This is a genomic window from Sporosarcina sp. FSL W8-0480 (assembly GCF_037963765.1).
Taxonomy (GTDB): Bacteria; Bacillota; Bacilli; order Bacillales_A; family Planococcaceae; genus Sporosarcina.
On the sequence record NZ_CP150166.1, the window covers coordinates 347,419 to 363,815 of the forward strand.

16 protein-coding genes and 1 tRNA gene are annotated in these 16,397 nt (G+C 44.5%); 3 read left to right on the plus strand and 14 right to left on the minus strand.

Annotation, left to right across the window (positions count from 1 at the left end):
• Positions 1-183 precede the first annotated feature (183 nt).
• Genes hpt through NSQ43_RS01780 form a run of 3 tightly spaced genes read right to left on the minus strand, consistent with a single transcriptional unit; the run spans position 184 to position 4,586 of the window.
• Entirely contained in the window at positions 184-726 is a 543-nt protein-coding gene (hpt, locus tag NSQ43_RS01770) for a hypoxanthine phosphoribosyltransferase (RefSeq protein WP_339252507.1), read from the minus strand.
• Positions 727-754: 28 nt separating this feature from the next.
• The gene (gene tilS, locus NSQ43_RS01775) at positions 755-2,140 is read right to left on the minus strand and encodes a tRNA lysidine(34) synthetase TilS (protein ID WP_339252509.1); all 1,386 of its coding nucleotides are present in this window, start codon (positions 2,138-2,140) and stop codon (positions 755-757) included.
• A gap of 37 nt (positions 2,141-2,177) precedes the next feature.
• A complete protein-coding gene (locus NSQ43_RS01780; RefSeq protein WP_339252511.1) occupies positions 2,178-4,586 on the minus strand; it encodes a SpoIIE family protein phosphatase in 2,409 nt (802 codons plus the stop codon).
• A 200-nt stretch (positions 4,587-4,786) separates the two neighbouring features.
• Between NSQ43_RS01780 and NSQ43_RS01785 the strand changes: the two genes are divergently transcribed.
• Positions 4,787-4,860: transfer RNA gene (locus NSQ43_RS01785), tRNA-Met, on the plus strand.
• Between the two features lie 389 nt (positions 4,861-5,249).
• On the opposite strand, the gene NSQ43_RS01790 is transcribed toward NSQ43_RS01785, so the two are convergent.
• The 11 genes from NSQ43_RS01790 to NSQ43_RS01840 all read right to left on the minus strand — a co-directional run bounded on the left by NSQ43_RS01790 (position 5,250) and on the right by NSQ43_RS01840 (position 14,674).
• Complete coding sequence (locus NSQ43_RS01790) at positions 5,250-5,729, minus strand: DinB family protein (RefSeq protein WP_339252513.1); 480 nt, start codon at positions 5,727-5,729, stop codon at positions 5,250-5,252.
• Between the two features lie 225 nt (positions 5,730-5,954).
• Positions 5,955-6,083, minus strand: a complete 129-nt coding sequence (locus NSQ43_RS01795; protein WP_339252515.1) for a hypothetical protein — start codon at positions 6,081-6,083, stop codon at positions 5,955-5,957.
• 150 nt (positions 6,084-6,233) lie between these two features.
• Complete coding sequence (locus NSQ43_RS01800; protein WP_301245219.1) at positions 6,234-6,653, minus strand: S1 domain-containing RNA-binding protein; 420 nt, start codon at positions 6,651-6,653, stop codon at positions 6,234-6,236.
• Between the two features lie 126 nt (positions 6,654-6,779).
• A complete protein-coding gene (locus tag NSQ43_RS01805) occupies positions 6,780-7,196 on the minus strand; it encodes a septum formation initiator family protein (RefSeq protein WP_339252518.1) in 417 nt (138 codons plus the stop codon).
• Positions 7,197-7,250: 54 nt separating this feature from the next.
• Entirely contained in the window at positions 7,251-7,727 is a 477-nt protein-coding gene (gene yabQ, locus NSQ43_RS01810) for a spore cortex biosynthesis protein YabQ (protein WP_339252520.1), read from the minus strand.
• Positions 7,724-8,020, minus strand: coding sequence for a sporulation protein YabP (yabP, locus tag NSQ43_RS01815; RefSeq protein WP_339252521.1), 297 nt, complete (start codon positions 8,018-8,020; stop codon positions 7,724-7,726). The genes yabQ and yabP overlap by 4 nt, the downstream gene beginning before the upstream one ends.
• A 112-nt stretch (positions 8,021-8,132) precedes the next feature.
• Positions 8,133-8,423: an RNA-binding S4 domain-containing protein gene (locus tag NSQ43_RS01820; protein ID WP_339252523.1), complete on the minus strand. Its 291-nt coding sequence runs from the start codon at positions 8,421-8,423 to the stop codon at positions 8,133-8,135.
• Positions 8,420-9,877, minus strand: coding sequence for a nucleoside triphosphate pyrophosphohydrolase (mazG, locus tag NSQ43_RS01825; RefSeq protein ID WP_339252525.1), 1,458 nt, complete (start codon positions 9,875-9,877; stop codon positions 8,420-8,422). Before mazG ends, NSQ43_RS01820 begins: the two co-directional genes overlap by 4 nt.
• Positions 9,878-9,881: 4 nt before the next feature.
• Positions 9,882-11,474, minus strand: coding sequence for a polysaccharide biosynthesis protein (locus NSQ43_RS01830; RefSeq protein ID WP_339252527.1), 1,593 nt, complete (start codon positions 11,472-11,474; stop codon positions 9,882-9,884).
• A gap of 249 nt (positions 11,475-11,723) precedes the next feature.
• On the minus strand, positions 11,724-13,658 hold the full coding sequence (locus NSQ43_RS01835) for an iron ABC transporter permease (protein ID WP_339252529.1): 1,935 nt from the start codon (positions 13,656-13,658) through the stop codon (positions 11,724-11,726).
• A gap of 29 nt (positions 13,659-13,687) precedes the next feature.
• Positions 13,688-14,674 (minus strand): iron-siderophore ABC transporter substrate-binding protein, encoded by a 987-nt coding sequence (locus tag NSQ43_RS01840; RefSeq protein ID WP_339252530.1) that lies wholly within the window; start codon positions 14,672-14,674, stop codon positions 13,688-13,690.
• Positions 14,675-14,850: 176 nt separating this feature from the next.
• Here NSQ43_RS01840 and NSQ43_RS01845 point away from each other — a divergent pair, with 176 nt between their 5' ends.
• Both NSQ43_RS01845 and NSQ43_RS01850 read left to right on the plus strand, forming a co-directional pair.
• A complete protein-coding gene (locus NSQ43_RS01845) occupies positions 14,851-15,675 on the plus strand; it encodes an ABC transporter ATP-binding protein (protein WP_339252532.1) in 825 nt (274 codons plus the stop codon).
• A complete protein-coding gene (locus tag NSQ43_RS01850) occupies positions 15,668-16,363 on the plus strand; it encodes a hypothetical protein (protein ID WP_339252534.1) in 696 nt (231 codons plus the stop codon). The genes NSQ43_RS01845 and NSQ43_RS01850 overlap by 8 nt, the downstream gene beginning before the upstream one ends.
• Positions 16,364-16,397: the final 34 nt, after the last annotated feature.

A 16,397-nucleotide genomic window follows, 5' to 3' on the forward strand; every position in this document is an offset into this window, starting at 1 on the left:
ATCATATAACAGATTCAACCTACAAAGGAAATGCCTTACTTATATATAGGCTTTTTCATAGGCAGATGCACCTGTCCTCGCATTCACCGGCTCCGCAACAAAGTTCAATAGAATGTAAAGCTTTTAGACACAAAAGGAAAAAAGCTTTCCATCACCCCTTGATAAAGGTTTGTTGAAAAGCTTTCAGAAAGAGTAGATTTCCTTTTTCAATACACCGATATAAGGTAAGTTTCTATATTTTTCTGCATAGTCAAGACCATAACCGACAACAAATGCGTCTGGTACTAAGAAGCCGACATAATCCGCCTTCAAATCAACCTTACGACCTGTCGGTTTATCAAGCAATGTTACAATCTTAATGGACTTCGCTTTTCGGTATTTGAAAAGTTCAACTAAGTACTTTAATGTCTTTCCGCTGTCGATAATATCTTCAATGATTAGGACGTCACGCCCCTCGACGCTTGTATTCAAGTCTTTAACAATTTTCACTTCACCTGAAGAAACCGTTGCATTTCCGTAGCTTGAGACATCCATGAAATCCAACTCAATATATGCATCTACACGTTTGATAAGATCGCTCATGAAAGGCAATGCACCTTTAAGGACACCGATAGCAAGCGGGAATTTGTCCTGATAATCCGCGGTAAGTACAGCGCCAAGCTCCGCAACTTTCTCTTGAATTTCTTCTTCTGTAATCAACACTTCTTCGATATCCTTTTGTAACATCGAAAGCCCTCTCTTCTGCATAAAGTCTTTATAATTTCTTTAACCTGAATATGTACTTTTCCTGTTCTGTCTTCTTGCTTTTGAACCGGATGCCGTACCGTACGCCAGGAACGGCGCATATTTCGTCTTTTGATGTGGTGATGATTGGTAGCTTTAGACGTGTTTCCGCACCAATCTTCTCGTCAATGAATAATCTTGACAAACGCTTCTCATGGTCCATCCCGGGAAGCAAGATCCGATCGCCATCTTTCCTACTCCTTACATAGAGCGGTAACTCATGATCTGGCATATCAAAATATCGATATTCACACGCTTCCTTATTCACCCCGTCTACATCATCCCAAGATACTAGCATGTTGCCCCATCTTACCCATTCACCCTTCGGCATTATGCATCGTTCGGAAAAATGGTCTTTTCCGCTCTTCATAATTGAAACCTTGTCATATTCCCTTACGAAGCGGAAACCTCTTGGAAGGTCAATTGTACTATTACCATGACTTACAGACAAATGATGATGCAGTTGGTCCAATAATGCTGCATTGTATTCAACAGATATACTTTCCCCAGCATAAAGATAATTCAATAGTAGTGGAATGAAGCGCTTTTGTAAAGCAGTGTGCATGTCTGCAAACAGATTAGTATTGAAGGTTGGATAGCCTTCTTCCGTGAAGGACACGATCGATTGAAATCTTTCATTTGCCAAGTCAGCCAAAAGCGCTTCATCTTGTTGCAAATCGGCAGTCATTTTCACTACATTGACTGCCGCAGCCGGGTTTTCAGACAAAATAATAGGTGCGACATGATGCCGCAGTCTGTTACGTAAATAGGCGTCACTTTCATTACTTGGATCTTCCCTGAACTGCTTGTCCCGTTCTTTCAAATAGGCAAGAAGTTCTTCCTTCATTACGGGAAGAAATGGTCTGATCACAGTCCCTCCATCTATTTCTCTTTTTATGGAAATACCCGTAGGAACGCTTCCCTTGGATAATTGCATTAGCACTGTCTCCAACTGATCTTCAGCATGATGGGCTGTCGACAGACAATTATACCCCTCCTTTTTCATCACCTCGCTGAAGAAAGCATATCTTCCCGAACGACAGATATCCTGTACATTCCCTCCTTTTTCGTTCAGGATTGCGGGAACGGGAACATTTCCTCCGAAAAAAGGGATGCCTAACTTTTCACATACACCTTTAACGAATCGCCCGTCCTCCGCCGATTCTTCACCTCGCAACATATGATCGACGTGTATGCCAGCCACTTCCACCTGTAGGTTCTTAAAGGTTTCTGCAGCAAAAACCAATAGTGCCACAGAATCTATTCCGCCAGAACAGGCAACAAGCACTCTTTGGCCTGGACATAATAGGTTCTCGCGATCTATAAAATCGAGGACTTTACGTTGAAACACCAGCATTCATTTGTTCCTCCAATCAATTACATATGCCTCTATTTTAGCGCATAACTTTTTCTCGGGAAATCGGTCGGCTTGTCGGTTTTATTGTCATCCATTTTGGCAGGACGTGATCGACTTTCATAACAAGAACAGTTCGATCATCCGCAACAACACCGAATCTCCTTTCCATCTCGGACATGATACGATCAGCTAACGGCTCACAGGAGAGATGCTGATACTTGTCCAGTATTCCATATAGTGCTTCCTCCTGCTTTTCAATTGTAACCTTTCCATTGAATACACCATCGGTTAGCATAACAATAACATCTCCAGATTTTAATTCTTCATTTTTTGCTTCCACTGAAAACGATGGCAAGAACCCAACTGGAACCGACTTGCTGTCAAGTCGTAGGAAATCCTGACCTCGTTTAATATACGTACTCATCGATCCCGCCTTCCACGACCACAACCTTCCATCTTGTAGGTCAATCAAAGCCAAATCCAGCGTTGCATACATATCATCCAACCCATTCAACGACATCATATAATGCAACGTATGCATCGCTGTTTCCGGATCCATCTTTCGGTCCAGGCACTCCCTCATAAGTCTGATCACTTTTCGACTTTCTCTATACGCATTCATATCATGCCCCATACCATCCGATAGCAGAACAGCGGTCAAACCGTCGTGAATCGGGAAAACCTCGTAAGCATCCCCAGCGTGGAACGTTCCTCCCCCAGCTGTCGCAACAACTCCGTATTCCAATGAAAAACGGACTGCTGAACTGAAAATAAGTTGAATATGAGGAAAAGGATTTTGCAGCACAGATGTTTTCTCCACTTTAAATGGTTCCTGATAAACCTCCTCTAATAAAGGTAATAGTAAACGTTCCGCTACTGTTGTATCCGTTTCAAAGTCAGAGCGTTTCTCTGGAATTGAAATGACAATTCGATAGGCACCCTTCTCCTCTGATAAAATGTCAATCTGGTAATACTCGATTCCCTGAGATTGTAAATGTTTCCCTAATTCCTCCTCCGCGAGATGATTAACTGTAAGATCCCCTTTAATATCATTCATGATTTTTTCCAAATGAGTGCTCATATCTCTTAATTGTAATGCAAGCATCTTCCTTCCATGTTGGAGTTGTCCCATTAATAGATGATTTGCAGCCTGTTCTTCAAGCTCTGCTATCAGGCCAGAAGATCGTATACATTTGTATTTGATCCGTTCTTCAACCCGGTGACGGGCTGCTTTCTTTGTTGCCGAGTAGGTTGTCTCCCATTCATATAGAAGTCGGGGCATCCCTTCCCCATTCCCTTCCCAACATTTTGAATAGCGGAAGCACGACTGACAGATCGATGGAATCTGCTGTTGTGTGTTGGCATCATCTGAGGTGAAACGATCATTTACAAGGTTGGACATGAATTCCGCAAACTGCTGAAAGTCGGACAATTGATCATCCAACCGATTTGTCAGCCACTTTTGCCGTTTCACCGACAGATCCTGTTGTCCCGGTGTAATCATGCGGGTAATCGGCTCAATTTTCTTAGTCGGGATTAAGAAAAATAGAAGTGTGGCTAGTCCAATTGTAAGAAAGTGTGATGTATCAAGCGGCAACGTCAAATCATATAACAGGAAAAAGACAGACACCGCAAAGCCACCCGTTGCAATTCCCAATTTACCCAGTCGACTTAATGCACCTGCAAAAAATCCGGTCATTCCATATACAGCCATCATGCCCGTAAACGACAATTCCGCAACACCCGCAATTGCAGCAATCATCATTGCGATTGTCGTCGAAAATGGCAGCCCCCCTGCCAATGCAGCAAGTAGGATAGTAAGATGAAGAAGAAGACCCGAAGTAGAAATCGGTCCAACCATTAAATTCCCCATCCCCGTTGTCGCCATAATGCCGACGATACAAACAGCCCCAAGCCGCTCCGGTGACCATTGACCAAAAAATATCCGTTCTCTATGTGGAAAGGCGACAAAAAGGAAGAATGTCATGAATAATGCGAGTATCGCTTCAAAGCCGATCGTCAATTGAACATCGACAGGCGGCTGCCCGCTGTACATGACAAACTGCCAAAGCACCTGAACAACGATAATTGTCCCCGCCACCGTTAGCGGGATAGATTTCCGAGTCAAAGGATGCTTACTCACTACATTGAATAGAAGTAATTGCAATAAGTAGATCACTGCTTGTCCTAACCCAAGAAAGGCTCCCCCAGCCATTCCCCCGATAAATACATAAATGAGATGTTTCCTGAACCGAGCTTTCGCCAGTGCCCAAATAGGCAAGAAAAACGGAACAGCCGCATCAAACAAAACTGCTTGCGACAAGAAAAACGTACTCGCCAAAAAGAAAATCGCCATCAAAATATACATTTTCCGATTTCCCACAGTTGTTAAAGTATGGCGAATCTGCTGCACGAACGGCCTTTCAAGATTGCTTACCATCTTCATCTCCACATTCCCCCTATGTCTACTTGTCCCTCAGTATACATAGATTGTTCCGAAGATTTTGTCTGTTCCTGACAACTTTCCATAAAAACATTTCGACGAGTTCCGTAGTATTTTTCTATTTTTCAACGATAGGTTGACAGATATCCCAAAGGCATGTATTATAATGATTGTCGTTCAGATGAATTACAAAGAACAACAACGGCGGCGTAGCTCAGCTGGCTAGAGCGTACGGTTCATACCCGTAAGGTCGGGGGTTCGATCCCCTCTGCCGCCATCATAGAAAAGCGGAGAGCGTCGTTTAGCCTCGACAGGTGCTGGAAGCCTTGAGGTTAAAGGCGCTCTTTGCCTTTAACAGCAAGGCTGAAGCATCCCGAGAGGCTGACGCTCGAAGCTGGACAGTAGAAAAGCGGAAACGACCGCTTAGGCCTGACAGGCATAAGAAAACCCAGCGTGTGGCGCTTTTTGCCACTAAGCTGGGTTTTCTTATGACCCGAAGGCCTGGTCGTTGGAGCTGGACAATCGAAAAGCGTAGAGCGTCTGAAAAACGCATAAATTGCTCCAAATACGCATAAAACGTAACATATACTCATAATCTCATCTAAATACGCATAAACTCTTCCAATTACTCATAAACCTAAGAAATCACGCATAAACCCGATATTCTCATTTTGAATCCGTGTATATGTCCTTATCCTTGCGAACCAACTCGATTTGTTCCTTATGATGCGAATCATGCCAAACAAAATCCGCAAAATACTGCTTTATCGACATTGAATGATTCCCTATCTTAAACTCTTTTATCCAATCCGTTTCATCAATTAATTGCAGTCGCGTTATTATTCTTTCACGCTGTTCCTTTGCATAGATCCTTGTCTCTTCAAATGTCTTTTCATTTGCAAGTCTTGCTGCTCCTTCGTTGAACGGCTCAAACGGCACGTTGGTTAAAACATTGCCTTCATGCATTTCAGGCAATCTTTCATCGACAGTGAATCGATCCCATTCCGCCATATGCATGAGAATCTCCTTCGGCGACCATTTTCCTTCTCTATACGGCGAATTCGCTTGGTGTTCTGACAAAGTTTGCAGCGAATCAACCCAATCGATGTACTTTTCAAGATCTGTGATTATTTGAGCTTTGCTCATGTAAACCCTCCCCCTTTTATAATGTTTTCTATTCGATGTAGCTAACTTGAAATCCTTTTATTCGTTTATTTGTTTCTATAACGTTGGACTTCTCCTTTAAGCGAAATGAGTTCTCCTTTCCGGGGCATGACTTCTCCTTTAATCAATAGAGTTCTCCTTTCCGCCACATAACTTCTCCTTTAACCCAATAGAGTTCTCCTTTCCGCCGCATAACTTCTCCTTTAATCAATAGAGTTCTCCTTTTCGCCGCAGGACTTCTCCTTTAATCAAAAAGAGTTCTCCTTTTCGCCGCAGGACTTCTCCTTTAATCAAAAAGAGTTCTCCTTTTCGCCGCAGGACTTCTCCTTTAATCAAAAAGAGTTCTCCTTTTCGCCATTTACCTTCTCCTTTAACCCAAATAATTCACTATTTCCGCAAAATAGCACAAAAAAAAACGACCGGCATCTAAATAGATGCCAGATCGCTTATATGAATTTCATTTTTAGAATTAAAATAGCCAGCAAGTTATCCTCTTCTTGCGCCACGGCCACCGCGTTTAGATTCTGTTGCTCTTTTCAAAGTTGAAAGGCGTTCTTCACTGTCTTTCATGAATTTCGCCATTTTTTGCTCAAAATTCTCCGGACGCTCGTTATTGCTTGAACGGCCACCGCTGTGACGAGGACGCTGAGGGCGTTGAGGGCGCTCAGATTCAGGCTTCGCTTTTCTGATCGATAACCCGATTTTACCGTCTGTGCCGACATTCATCACTTTCACTTCAACCATGTCGCCTACTTTTAGGTGGTCATTAATATCCTTAACATAATTATCCGCCACTTCACTGATATGGACGAGACCAGTTGAACCGTTCGGTAGTTCGACGAACGCTCCGAAGTTTGTGATCCCTGTGACTTTCCCCTGTAACTTGCTGCCTACTTCAATTGACATAAAAAAAATGCTCCTCCTTAAGATTTAAACGACCCCTATTTCAGGAGCCTTTTTGCCGTGCGGCGAATCTTTCAATGCAAGATCCTTACTTTCATTATAGCCAACAAAAAAAGAGTGTCAATAAGACTACTCTTTTCCGTCATCTTTTTCATCTTTTTTCTTCTTTTTTTCAGGCACTGAAAAGATGATTTCATTTTCATCAGATAAAAAGTACTCTTTCCGAGCTAACTTTGCAATGTAGTCTTCATCATCCAGTTTGACAAGCTGTTTTTTAAGAAGATCCTGTTCTTCATTTACCTGTTCCAACTGTGCAAGCATTTCTTTCTTCTCCAGCTCTTTATCCTGCAGCGTTTGTTTTTGCTGAATGTACATACTCGTCAAACCGCCGAATACTACAAAAGCAATTACAGCATAGATAAACAGTTTTTTCTGGAGCCGCTTCTTCTGCTTGTTTCTCCAAATTTCCTTTTTACGCAACGAGCGGACATATTCAGTTTCAATTGATGCAACGGTCGCGGATGGTTTCCTTTTCCTTTGCTCCATGTCTGCACTCTCCCTCATTACAGTTCGAAATTCGATAGGTTAATAGATTATACATCATTTCTCACTGTTTTTAAAGTTTTTGGGAAGAGATTCGTAGATTCGATCATAAAGATAGAAAAATGGCTTCAAAAGGAACATCAGCACCCTGAAAATCATTCTAACTATTTGTCGAATGACTTTATAGATTAAAGCAATAACAAACACAATTGGTTTTATAATCAACATATTCAAGATCCTACCGAAAAATCTGAAAGGACGGTGGAAAATTGATGCATACAACAGCAGTCCACAAATCTGGGCAACCGGATCATACATCCTCCAAGCGCCGTCCCTTACTAAAAAAAGAATATAAAACGATGCACAGCCAACTATGATCCAACCGATCACTTCAAGGTAAACACCATATTTCCTTATAAATGACCGCTTGCCGGTTCCATCGATACCGGTGCCGATCAAATCCATGAACGCGCCGCCACCGATGCCCGTCCCAATCATTGCAAGCAGACTAAGAAACTGTACGGAAAGACTCATCCAAATAATTTATGGAGGAAACTACGTGAACCTGTCTCTTCTTCATCATATTGCATCGTGCCAATCGTCCCTTCCAAAGTAAGAAGCCCTTTGTCGACATCCAAATGGACGATGCGCAGCTCCTCCCCACGAATTACTAGAATTCCTTGAGATGTCCGGACGATAAACTCCTCTTGGTCAAACCGGTCGATCGTTTTTACAGATGTAAGATCCATTCGTTTTCTGTTTCTCATCGTGACGACATGATCCCCCGATGGAATTGCGTATGTTGGACTATCCGTCTGGATTTGCATATACTATTCCTCCTTTTGCTTGTACGTTCACTGCCATCCTATGCCAGCAATTAAAAAAACATGACAGGAAAATCCCTGTCATGTTGGAATGTGGACAAACTTTTTTATTCACTCAATCCTCATCATCGATAAACTCAGGTTCTACCTTTTCAAGCTTTTCTTCCTTCAGAATCGTATACATCATTGCCGCGTCTTCCTTCTTCGTGGATTCCTTCAGCATCTCGACCTTTGTCGTTACGATTTTTTGACCAAAACGGATAGCAAGCTCATCACCCGGTTTCACAACTGACGATGCCTTCGACACTTTTCCATTAATCGTGATACGACCTTGGTCCGCCACTTGCTTCGCAAGCGTCCGTCTCTTGATCAGCCGCGACACTTTCAAAAACTTATCCAATCTCATTTCTTTTCCCCCTCTTTCGCCTGTTGCCAAAAACCATCCAGTTCATCTAACGTATAGGCGGAGAAATCGCCCCTGCCTTCCCGCACGCTTTGCTCGACAAACGTAAAACGCCTTTTGAATTTCTCATTCGCATGCGCCATTGCTTCTTCTGGAGACAGTTTTAAGAATCTCGACAAATTGACGAGTGTAAACAGGACATCTCCCAACTCATCTGTCTGGCTCTTCTTCGTACCATTCTCCACTTCGACTTTGAATTCCTGCCATTCTTCCTCGAATTTATCGAATGCCCCTCCGATATGTGGCCAATCGAACCCAACTTTTGCAGCTTCCTTTTGGTAATTAAATGAAGTGAGCAGCGACGAACTATGGCGTGCCTGCCCATCCAACAGCGATTCAACTTGCGGCTTCTCCGCCTTCTTGATTTCCTGCCAATTCTTCAAAACCTCATCCGAATTTTCCACATTTCGATCACCGAACACATGTGGATGGCGGCGGATCATCTTCTCGCCGATCGACTGCAAAATATCTTCCATCATAAAATAGCCGTCATCTTCGCCAATCTGCGCATGCAAGAATACTTGCAGCAGCACATCGCCTAACTCCTCGATAATCCCTTCATCATCCTGCTGATCAATCGCCTCAAGCAATTCATGCGCTTCCTCGATTAAATAACGCTTCAACGATTCATGGGTCTGTTCGCGGTCCCACGGGCAACCGTCCGGAGCGCGCAACGCCGCAATGATTTCCCGGAATGTAGACCATTCCTTTAGACGTTCTTCCCGATTAACAACCGGTGGCACGTAAATCGTCGTCAAATTATCAATTTCCGTCTCACGGTCCAACTCAAACAACGGTACAGTCCGAAGCTTTTCCAATGAAGAACCCGCTGCCGTCACGATTGTCACCGGATGGTCGAACGCATACTTCTCCATGAGCGACAGCTTCACTTCAGAAGCGACAAATGCATCATACACTTGTCCAATCAACACATGCTGAGTCATCTGTACATCGTCACGTGCTATATCCGTGCCATCAACCAACTGAAATCCTTCAATCGGATCAATTCGTAATGCCGCGAATATCGGATCAAGGAAGCTGTTACCTCCCGCAATGTCGAGCTTCACAATCCCTTCCCGTTCTTTTTCGATCAATAATTGCACTGTTCGCTCCGCCACAAGCGGATGTCCCGGGACGACATAGGTGACCGACCGCTCTGCAGCCATAGCAATTAATTTCACAGTAATTTCCTCATATACTTGTTCAAATTCATCATTTTCTACATATACCGAATCAAAACTTTCAATTTCCATGCCTTCCGCACGCAATTCCGTAACAGCGGGATGCTGATCCGTCCTTGCGATGACGTATTCTGCTGCCTTCAGCTTGCGATATGTACCTATAGATAATTGATCAAGGTCACCGGCACCAAGCCCGATAATCGTAATTGTATTCATCCATTCACCTTCTATTTTTAATTAACCATAATTGTACGCGCGCCAATCTTCTTCCGAACGGCAGTAAATACCATTCCTTCTCCGCCATTATACGCGATTTCATCACAACAATCAGGAAAACGCCTGCCCCTAACACAACTGCCGTCAATGCAGTCAATGTTGCTCCGATTCGTGACGATAGATTGTCGAATAAAAACTGGTCCGCAGCAAGCATCCAAGGAACGATGACTGCTACCATTGCCGCTGTCGCCGCCATTAACCATCCGTAAAAACGGGCAGGCGCAAGACGCACCGGCCAGACCCTTTTGAAATAGAGCAGAAGCCCGAATGTAATTACCGCAAAACCGATATTTCCTGCAACAGCCGCGCCTGTCACATCAAGGATTGGAATGAGCAATTGATTCGAAATGACCTTTACAAGTAGTCCGCCGAAAAGCAATAATGTTGGCACTTTTACCTTTCCAGCTCCTTGCAAGATCGCCGTCAATGGCAAAATGAGCGACAGCCAAAAGATTTGGAAGGAGAAAATGATAAGTGCTACCGAACCGTCTCGCGTCTCGAATAGCATTTCATTCACATACGGTAGAACGAGCGCAAGCCCGACCGCTGCCGCCCAGCCGAAAAGGAAAGCCGTCCGGAACGTCAGTTGAATGAAAGGCTCCGCTCCTCGCCCGCTTTTTTTAGCTGCGTGATGGGATATCAGTGGAACAATCGCAAGTGCCAATGTGGAGGCGATCAAAATCCCCATTTGCACGAGCGGCTGCCCTCGGTCATAGACGCCCTTCAATTCCATTGCTGCATCCGCGACCATGCCTTTCGCAAGCAATATATTGTACACGGTAAACGAATCCGCCATTTGGAACATCAGCAGAATGAGCGAACTTGCGCTGACGCTCAAACTAACAAACGTCAACTCCTTCACGATCCTCCAAGTATCCACCCGCTCCAGCGGTCCTTTATACGTATTCTTGTAAAATAGGGCCAGAATGACAACTCCTAACGCCTGCCCGATGACAGCTCCCCACATAGCCACTTCACCGGCCGTATAAAGTGATGCGCCCGCACGCATAGCCAACCATGTACCAACTAGGATAATCGTGACCCGCAAAGCCTGTTCACCGACATTCGAAACCGCAACCGGCGTCATCCGTCCATTCGATTGAAATGAACCTTTCAATACTGCAAGCATCGGCATGACAAGCACGATATATGCCCCCGCCCGAAGTAGCGTCACAAGTTCCGAATCTCCCATCGCATTTGCGAAAAACGGTGCAAACACCATTAAGATTGTAAAGAACGTTAAAGACAATCCCACCAAGTAGATGAATGCAATCCGAATGACCGCTTTTGATTCGCCCTTATTCACGGTTCCAGCTAACAGCTTCGATACTGCCACCGCAAACCCATACGAAGTCCAAACTATAAAAATCCCAATGAAAGGATAAACTTGCTGGTAAATATAAAATCCTTTATCGCCCACAAGGTTCTGAAACGGAATCCGGTACACCGCCGCCAGCAACTTGACGACAATCGCCGATATCGTCAAAATCGACGCACCTTTCATGAACGTTTTCATATTCCAATCAGCTGAAGACATAACTGCGCCTCTTTCGATGTTTACTGTGTTTATAGTATAACATTATCGGTAAAATACGTTCCGTTGAATTGATAATGTAAGCGAGCAGAGGACAAGTATTCTCGTTTAGCTGGAGTAGGGGCTCATTATGTCGCAGAACCGCTCGTTTATCCCGCAAACCGCTCGTTCCTACCCCATGAGTTCTCGTTAACCAGCAAGAAGTTTTCATTTCAAAAATAGCCACACGCTCCGTAGAAAAGGAGCGTGCAGCTATTTCATTTTCCTCAATAAATAAAGTAAATATGGAGTTCCGATCAATGCGACGACGAGTCCACTTGGGATATCTTTTGGTGCTATCACAATACGGCCAATGAAATCCGCCGAAACAAGAAGCAAGCCGCCCAATAATCCCGAAACAATCAATAACGGCAAATGCCGGAATCCGACTAATCTCCGGGCAATATGCGGTGCAACGAGCCCAACGAAACCGACTGTCCCAACTATCGCGACTCCTGCTGTACTAATTGCCACTCCGATAACTAACGCCCAAACACGTGTCGACCGCACAGATAGTCCAAGCCCCGCCGCCACGTCATCTCCGAATGTCAGCGCATCTAAACTGCGAGTTAAGTAGATTGCAGGACCAATGAGAATAGCGACAAATAGTAGAGCAAGCTGCACATCTTCCCAGCCCTTGCCATACGTACTTCCGGACAGCCAGACGAGTGCAGCAGCAACCGCTAATTTCGCCTTCACGACAAAAACTTGTGTTGCAGCGGATCCGAACGCAGATATCGCAATACCCATCAAAGCGACAAGCATCGGTTGGAAATTGTTTTTCCATGACGTCAATAAAATGATGCAGAGCGCAATTGCGGCCCCTGCAGCCGCCCCAAACGGCATAAATTGAACAGGGATGGCCGGGATCATAACCAAAAGCAGCATCGCTCCGGCCCCACCCATCGATGTAACACCCAAAACGCTGGCATCCGCCAATGGATTCCGTAAGACGCCTTGCAATAAAACACCAGCAAGCGCAAGCATCACACCGATAATGAAAGCAGTCAGCACCCGTGGTACCCGGAAATTCCAAACGACTGGTTTCAACCATTCAAGCGACCAGGCCATTCCGTTATAGGAAAACGCCAGTGCAAAGACAACGATGATTAATATCGTAACGATCGAAATGACGACAGGCAGTTTGACAGGCTTCAACGTACCGCCCATTTGGCGATCGCCTTTATTATGCGTCCTCGCTGTCTTCCAAGCCAAATAGAGCAGCCAAGGTCCACCAACCAATGCAGTCATCGCGCCGACTGGCACTTCTTGACCAGGTTGGATCAACCTGCCAAGCACATCTGCTCCGATGAGCATCACACTTCCCCAAAGGAATGATTGAAGGAAAATATGTAAATGCCCACTTATTCCAAGCATGCGCACAATATGCGGTGCCATCAATCCGATAAATCCGATGGGGCCGACGACACTCACCGTCGTTGCTGCGAGGAGGATGGCAGCAGCCCATGCCATTAATTTTACGACTCGCACATTTTGTCCAAGCGAGGAAGCAACATCCTCACCTAACGATAGAATATCCATCGGTTTTGCCAAGCCCAATGTGACAATGAACAGTACGATGATCATCGGACCTGCAAATGATACTCCGTTCCAGTTCAATTGTACAAGTGTTCCAGAACCCCATAAGAAAAGACCATTCGTTTGATTTTCAAAAAGCAGCTGTAATGAGCCTGTCATTGAAGAGAACAATAATGAGATGATCATTCCCGTTAACGCGACACGGACAGGTTCCATCTGTTTTCCTGCCAACGCAACAACAAGTACAGAAGAGAGCACTGCACCTGCCAATGCAACAAGAAAAGGAAAATCACCAAGGACCGACGGAAAAAAAATCATCGAGGCAACTACAAAAAAATACGCCCCTGCATTAATTCCAAGTGTGCTCGCTGACGCCAACGGATTGTTCGTCAATGTCTGCAAAACTGCACCCGCCACAGCAAGCGCACCGCCCGCTAAAATACCGATAGCAAGCCGAGGAAGCCGAAGGGACAGCACGATATCCTGAATACGCCCCTCCACCCAAACCTCTTTCACTAATTGGGAAACCGTATAATCCGCCTGCCCTTGCGTAAGATGGATGAAGGATAAAACAATTAACAGGAAAAGACCGCTGATCCAAACGAACAACGATCTTTTTCCCGTAGCGCTTCCTGCCATTATTTATTAACCATTGTATCGACAATTCGATTTAGCAAAGTTTCCGCTGAAAGTGGGCCTCCATATAACCAAGTGTCCCCACCTAAGTCAAATAGTCGATCTTCCTTGACAAAGTTCAAGTTTTTCCAGACTGCATTGTCCTTCAGTTGCTTTTCATATACATTGTCGTCGGCCTGGACGGTGAATAAATAGTTTGCATTTTCATATTTCGTCAATCCTTCTACATTGAACGTGCTTGACCCGAAAACTTCAAACTGATCAGGTACGTGGATGTTTTTCAAGCCGATTTTCTCAAGGATTTGAGAGGCCATCGAATTCGGTGTGAATACTCGAATTTCTGGGGCTTGTGGACCCGAATAAGCAAGTGTTAAGATGATATCCTTTGTTTTCAAATCGGCTTTATCAATTTCAGCCTTTGCTTCGTCATATTTTGCATCTAAGTCTGCCAATACTTTATCAGCCTCGGCTGTCTTATCTACTGCCTTTGCAATTTCCTTGAAAGTAGTCGTCATCTCCTGATATAAATCAATCGATTCATCTTCAGGATATGGGTTGAAGATGACCGTTGGAGCAATTTTCTCCAAATCCTTTAACATTGCATCGTGACGGAAACTCACTCCGATGATCAAATCAGGTTCAAGTGCTGCGATCGCCTCCAAATTAGGTTCTTGACGGCCACCGACATCAACGACATCGTCACTTAATTCGGCGTCAATGTTCACCCAATTATGATACTCCTGAATATCGGCCATTCCAGCGGGTTGTATTCCAAGTGCCAGCAAGTCTTCCGCATATGTCCATTCAAGCACAACAACTTTCTTGGCTGGTTGATCAAGAGTCACTTCTCCATTTGAACCTGTGATCGTTACACTGCTTTCAGCCTTTTCGTTAACTGAACCTTTATCTTCTGTCTTTTTCGATGAACATCCAACTAATAAAATCGCACTAAGTGCAACCAATAGAATCGTTCTCACATATTTATTCATTTTCTTCCTCCCACTGATAATCATTATCAACTAAAAGTGTAAACTGTCGATACCTTGTTTGTAAAGTGTTTTTATAGACTAATGATTATCATTCTCAACTGACTAAGAATATGGTATGCTCTTAGTATTGAGAGTTGTCATTCTTACGGATAATGAATGAAACGGAGGCATTATGCATGCGCCCTACGATAAACACGAAAAACCTTTCCATCGGCTATCAAGACAATTTACTTTTCGAGAATTTGAATCTGTCCATCCCTAAAGGGGAAATCACCGTTTTTGTCGGGAGTAACGGTTGTGGGAAATCCACCTTGCTTCGTTCGATTGCAAGGTTATTGAAGCCCTTAGAGGGATCTGTCCTGCTTGAAGGGAAAGATATTCATTCAATGTCTTCTCGAAATGTCGCTAAAAAGATGGGCATCCTTCCACAAGGGCCGGTCTCCCCTGAAGGATTGACCGTTCACGATCTTGTTAAACAAGGACGTTACCCTCACCAATCATGGCTTTCCCGCTGGACTGATGAAGATACAAACAAGGTCGAGGCAGCAATGGAAGCAACGAAGATTAGCAATCTGCGTGATCAGGCCATCGATACATTATCCGGCGGCCAACGTCAGCGTGCCTGGATTGCGATGACACTTGCTCAGGATACCGAGGTCATTTTGTTAGATGAGCCGACGACATATCTCGACATGACCCATCAAATCGAAATCTTGGATTTACTGTTTGAATTGAATGAACAAAAGAACCGCACAATTGTCATGGTGCTTCATGATTTGAATTTGGCTTCACGCTATGCACATAATATCGTCGCGATTAAAGATGGCGGCGTTTATGCACAAGGAAGGCCTGAGGATATCGTCACTTGCGACCTTGTTCGATCCGTTTTCGGTATGGAGTGCCAAGTATCGACAGATCCGCTTTTCGGAACACCGCATTGTGTACCTTACGGCAGAGGCCGCTGCGTAATGCAGCAAGTAAGGAGCAATACAGGTGCCTAAGCTGAACGACGAGCACATCGCATCTTTGGAACGATTTGGCATATTTCTGAACTGGCAGTCTGACACAATCTCGAATGCCCAAGCGATTTTATCGGAAACGGCAAGCACTGAATTGTTTTCGGAAATTCAAGCGTTGACCGGTGCCCCTACGGATGCTGTTGCGGCATCTGTCTACATGAGAAGGCACGGTTTCTTTTTGACTGGGCTCTTTCATATGCTCAGCAAGTTCAATCTGCTCTATACCGGCAGATTGGAGGATGTCACAATGTTCATCGAGAACGGGACGATTCAGTTTTCCATTCCGACTGAATCTTTCGAGGATGTCCATGACCGGCACGAAGCGATATGTCATATTCTTGCACAATACGGCCATCCCGTTGTCGAATCTATTAGTAAACGCGCGCATGTTTCCAAACTGATCCTGTGGGAGAATGTATGGGGTTATGTCATTTGGATGTACTCCATGCATCTCGCCGAAGACTGCCCTGTAGCAGCACAAAGCGACCTTGATTGCCTATTGGATGATGAAACATGGAAGCCGCATATGAGGCGCTCACCCTTTAAACAATATTTGCAAAATGAAGAACCGCTTGAAGCAATGGCAAATTACAAACGGACAACTTGCTGCCTGTTAAAGGAACTGCCAAACACGGAAAAATGCCCGTATTGCCCGTTAAATAAAAGATAAAACAGCCTGCACGCACCGATTTTCCGGTACATGC

Coding starts and splice junctions, on each gene's coding strand:
- hpt (WP_339252507.1), bottom strand. CDS start 726: ATGTTACAAAAGGATATCGAAGAAGTGTTGATTACAGAAGAAGAAATT.
- tilS (WP_339252509.1), bottom strand. CDS start 2,140: ATGCTGGTGTTTCAACGTAAAGTCCTCGATTTTATAGATCGCGAGAAC.
- NSQ43_RS01780 (WP_339252511.1), bottom strand. CDS start 4,586: ATGAAGATGGTAAGCAATCTTGAAAGGCCGTTCGTGCAGCAGATTCGC.
- NSQ43_RS01790 (WP_339252513.1), bottom strand. CDS start 5,729: ATGAGCAAAGCTCAAATAATCACAGATCTTGAAAAGTACATCGATTGG.
- NSQ43_RS01800 (WP_301245219.1), bottom strand. CDS start 6,653: ATGTCAATTGAAGTAGGCAGCAAGTTACAGGGGAAAGTCACAGGGATC.
- NSQ43_RS01805 (WP_339252518.1), bottom strand. CDS start 7,196: ATGGAGCAAAGGAAAAGGAAACCATCCGCGACCGTTGCATCAATTGAA.
- yabQ (WP_339252520.1), bottom strand. CDS start 7,727: ATGAGTCTTTCCGTACAGTTTCTTAGTCTGCTTGCAATGATTGGGACG.
- yabP (WP_339252521.1), bottom strand. CDS start 8,020: ATGCAAATCCAGACGGATAGTCCAACATACGCAATTCCATCGGGGGAT.
- NSQ43_RS01820 (WP_339252523.1), bottom strand. CDS start 8,423: ATGAGATTGGATAAGTTTTTGAAAGTGTCGCGGCTGATCAAGAGACGG.
- mazG (WP_339252525.1), bottom strand. CDS start 9,877: ATGAATACAATTACGATTATCGGGCTTGGTGCCGGTGACCTTGATCAA.
- NSQ43_RS01830 (WP_339252527.1), bottom strand. CDS start 11,474: ATGTCTTCAGCTGATTGGAATATGAAAACGTTCATGAAAGGTGCGTCG.
- NSQ43_RS01840 (WP_339252530.1), bottom strand. CDS start 14,674: ATGAATAAATATGTGAGAACGATTCTATTGGTTGCACTTAGTGCGATT.
- NSQ43_RS01845 (WP_339252532.1), top strand. CDS start 14,851: ATGCGCCCTACGATAAACACGAAAAACCTTTCCATCGGCTATCAAGAC.